The 3,679-nt window shown below is 70.5% G+C and carries 3 protein-coding genes and 1 pseudogene; 3 read left to right on the plus strand and 1 reads right to left on the minus strand.

Annotated features, from left to right (window positions below):
- A pseudogene (locus tag GA0115259_RS40565) lies at positions 1 to 417 on the minus strand (transcriptional regulator); the annotation flags it as partial.
- Positions 418 to 679: 262 nt separating this feature from the next.
- On the opposite strand from GA0115259_RS40565, the gene dnaK reads away from it, so the two are divergent.
- The 3 genes from dnaK to GA0115259_RS24815 form a co-directional block, all read left to right on the plus strand.
- Positions 680 to 2,584: a molecular chaperone DnaK gene (gene dnaK, locus GA0115259_RS24805; RefSeq protein ID WP_093601135.1), complete on the plus strand. Its 1,905-nt coding sequence runs from the start codon at positions 680 to 682 to the stop codon at positions 2,582 to 2,584.
- Between the two features lie 9 nt (positions 2,585 to 2,593).
- Complete coding sequence (locus GA0115259_RS24810) at positions 2,594 to 3,073, plus strand: nucleotide exchange factor GrpE (RefSeq protein ID WP_093601137.1); 480 nt, start codon at positions 2,594 to 2,596, stop codon at positions 3,071 to 3,073.
- Between the two features lie 6 nt (positions 3,074 to 3,079).
- Positions 3,080 to 3,679, plus strand: a 600-nt coding sequence (locus tag GA0115259_RS24815) for a DnaJ domain-containing protein (RefSeq protein ID WP_141716681.1), incomplete at its 3' end; no start/stop codon positions are given.

The raw sequence follows: 3,679 nt of genomic DNA on the forward strand, positions 1-3,679 counted from the left end.
GAGCAGGGTGATCTCGTCATGGCTCGGCTGCCGCCGGGCGCTCACGACCAGATGTCCGGCCCGTCGGGATCCAGCCCGTCCGCCGGGCTCCCGCAGGGCGAACGCCCATGACCACACCCGGTCGGGAAGCCGGACGGCGCCGTCCCGGTCGCCGAGTTCCGCGATCTGGGCGTCCAGGGACCGGCTGGTGGCGGAGCAGCCCATCGGGAGATGGACCAGCCGTCCGGCGGCCGGCAGATATCCGGCCTCGGTACGGCACGGGCCCAGCCGCGCGACACAGGCAGCGGCCAGCCGCATCACCTCGTACTCGTCGCGGCCGTCGAACACCGCGCTCGACAGCGCCATCAGACGGGGCAGCCGGGAGGGCCGGTGGCCCGGAGGCCCCGGAGGTCCGGTTCTTCCGGCGGCCGTGCTCATCGCCCTGGCCCGACACCTTCCTGGAGCGGCCCCCACCACACAACCTTACCGAGCGACCGCGCTCGTGCATCCGGTCCAGGTGTCCGGTCCGTCCGGCCGCCGGGCTTGTGCCGGCAGGACCAGCGGCGATCCGGATTTCGACCTCCCAGGTGCAGGAATCGGCCCGGTGCGCCCGCCAGCCTTGGACAGACGGACTCTGTCCCGAGGACGGACCCGCGGACCCGAGGACGCCGGAAGACGTCGTGCATGTAAGGAGCACCTCATGGCCAAGGCAGTCGGTATCGACCTGGGCACCACCAACTCGGTGATCGCCGCGTGGGAGGGCGGTGAAGCCACGGTCCTGCCCAACGCCGAGGGCTCCCGCACCACTCCCTCCGTCGTCGCCTTCACCGACTCCGGCGAGCGGCTCGTCGGCCAGTTGGCCCGCCGCCAGGCGATCCTCAACCCCAAGGGCACCATCTACTCGGCCAAGCGCTTCATCGGCCGGCACTTCGACGAGGTCTCGGCCGAGACCAAGGCGGTGACCTACGACGTCGTGGCGGGCGAGAACGGTGTGGCGCGGTTCGACATCCGGGGCAAGCAGTACGCGCCGGAGGAGATCAGCGCGCTGGTGCTGCGCAAGCTCGCCGACGACGCCGGTAAATCGATGGGAGAGCGCGTCACGGAGGCCGTCATCACCGTACCCGCCTACTTCAACGACGCCCAGCGCACGGCGACCAAGGACGCCGGCCGGATCGCCGGTCTCGAAGTGCTGCGCATCATCAACGAGCCCACCGCGGCGGCCCTGGCGTACGGTCTGGACAAGAAGGAGCACGAGACGGTGCTCGTCTTCGACCTCGGCGGCGGTACCTTCGATGTGAGCATCCTGGATGTCGGCGACGGTGTGGTGGAGGTACGGTCCACGGCCGGTGACACCCATCTCGGCGGGGACGACTTCGACCGCCGGCTGGTGGACCATCTCGCGGACACGTTCCAGCGGGAGAACGGTATCGATCTGCGCGGCGACACCCAGGCGCTGCAACGGCTCTTCGAGGCGGCGGAGAAGGCCAAGACCGAGCTGAGCTCGGTGACCCAGACCCAGGTCAGCCTGCCGTTCATCACCGCGGACGCCACCGGGCCCAAGCATCTGACCGAGTCCGTCATGCGCTCCACCTTCGAGCAGATCACCGCCGATCTGGTGGATCGTTGTCTGGGCCCGGTCAAGCAGGCGATGTCCGACGCGAAGGTCACCGACAGCGACATAGACGAGGTCATCCTGGTCGGCGGCTCGACCAGGATCCCGGCCGTCCAGGCGCTGGTCCGGCGGATGACCGGCGGCAAGGACCCGAATATGAGCGTCAATCCGGACGAGGTGGTGGCGCTGGGCGCCGCCGTCCAGGCCGGTGTGCTCAAGGGCGAGGTCAAGGATGTGCTGCTGCTGGACGTCACACCGCTCTCGCTGGGTGTGGAGACACGCGGAGGTGTGATGACGAGGATCGTCGAACGGAACACCACGATCCCGGTCCGCCGCACCGAGACCTTCTCCACGGCGGAGGACAACCAGCCCGCCGTCGATGTCGTCGTCCTCCAGGGCGAGCGCGAGCGCGCGGCCGACAACCGTGTTCTGGGCCGCTTCCAGCTCACCGACATCCGCCGGGCGCCACGCGGCGAACCGCAGATCGAGGTCACCTACGACATCGACGCCAACGGCATCCTCAATGTCACCGCGCGTGACAAGGACACCGGCAAGGAACAGGGCATCACGCTCAGCGAGGGCTCCAACCTCGAACCCTCCGAGGTGGAGCGCATGATCGCCGAGGCGGAGCGCAACCGTGGCGAGGACCAGGCGCTGAGGCAGACCGTGGACGCGCGCAACGAGCTGGACGCCGTCGCCTACCAGGTGGAACGGCGACTGGGCGAGCTGGGCGAGAGCGCTCCCGAGCACGAGCGGGCCCGTGCCCAGCTGCTGATCGGCGACGCGCGCCAGGCGGTGAAGGGCGAGGCGCCACTGGACCGGATCAGGTCGCTGACCTCCGAGCTCCAGCAGGTCCACCAAGGTCTCGCCGCCCGGCAGGCCGGTTCGGGAGGACCGTCGGAGCCCGGGGCCGGAGGTCCTGGGCCGGGACAGGCGGGCGGAACCGGCGGTGGCGACGACGATGTCGTGGACGCCGACTTCGACCGGAACTGAGGTCACGCCATGGCCACCCAGCCGGAACCGGAAGCGGTACCGCCGCCGGACGGCGCGGAGCGGGAGCTCGCCGAGGTGCAGGACGCCTGGCGCCGCGCGCTGGCCGATCTCGACAATCTGCGCAAGCGCTGCGCCAGAGAGCTGGAGCAGGTACGGCGGACCGAACGGGCCCGTACCGCCGCCGAGTTGCTGCCCGTACTCGACAATCTCGATCTGGCCCTCAGCCATGCCCGCGCCGATCCCGCCTCGGTCCTCCAGGGTGTCGAGGCGGTACGCGACCAGGCCGTCGACGTACTGGAGCGGCTCGGCTATCCGCGCCAGGAGGAGAAGGGCGTGCCGTTCGATCCGAGCCGGCACGAGGTGGTCGGTGTCGTGGACGATCCGGACGCCGAGCCCGGCACGGTCGTGAATGTACTGCGTCCCGGATACGGGCTCGACGACCGCCAGTTGCGGCCGATGGCCGTGACGGTCAGTCAGCGGCGGGAGTGACGGCCCATGGCGCGGGACTACTACGCGGTGCTCGGTGTCTCCCGCACGGCGAGTGACGAGGAGATCCAGCAGGCCTACCGGAAGCTGGCCCGTCGCCACCATCCCGACATCAACAAGGATCCGCGGGCCGAGGAGCGCTTCAAGGAGGTCAACGAGGCCTACGGCGTGCTGGCCGACCCGGACACCCGGGCGCGCTACGACCGGTTCGGCCCGGACTTCCGCAAGATCCCTGAGTACGCCGAGTACGGCGGGAGCGCCGACGAGCGAGTGGCCGCGGGCGGCGGCTGGACCACTCCGGGCGGTGGTGTGCGCTTCGGGCAGGGCCCGCGCGGCGCCTACCAGGACGTGGACTTCGAGGATCTCTTCGGTGATCTGTTCGGGGCCGCAGGACGCGGCGGAGCACGCAGGACCGTGCCCGGCGCCGACCAGGAGGCCGAGCTGGAGCTGACCGTGGAGGAGGCCTACCGAGGCGGACGGCGCGCTGTCGGTCTCGCCGGACCGGACGGCCGCCGTGACTACCAGGTCACCGTGCCCGTAGGAGTGACGGACGGACAGCGGATCCGGCTGGCCGGCGAGGGCGGCCGTGGCAGCCGTGACGCGCCCGCC

The sequence above is a fragment of the Streptomyces sp. MnatMP-M17 genome (assembly GCF_900091995.1).
Classification (GTDB): Bacteria; Actinomycetota; Actinomycetes; order Streptomycetales; family Streptomycetaceae; genus Streptomyces.

Bases quoted from the DNA above. Each gene is read 5' to 3' on its own strand.
- dnaK (WP_093601135.1), top strand. From the start codon at position 680: ATGGCCAAGGCAGTCGGTATCGACCTGGGCACCACCAACTCGGTGATC.
- GA0115259_RS24810 (WP_093601137.1), top strand. From the start codon at position 2,594: ATGGCCACCCAGCCGGAACCGGAAGCGGTACCGCCGCCGGACGGCGCG.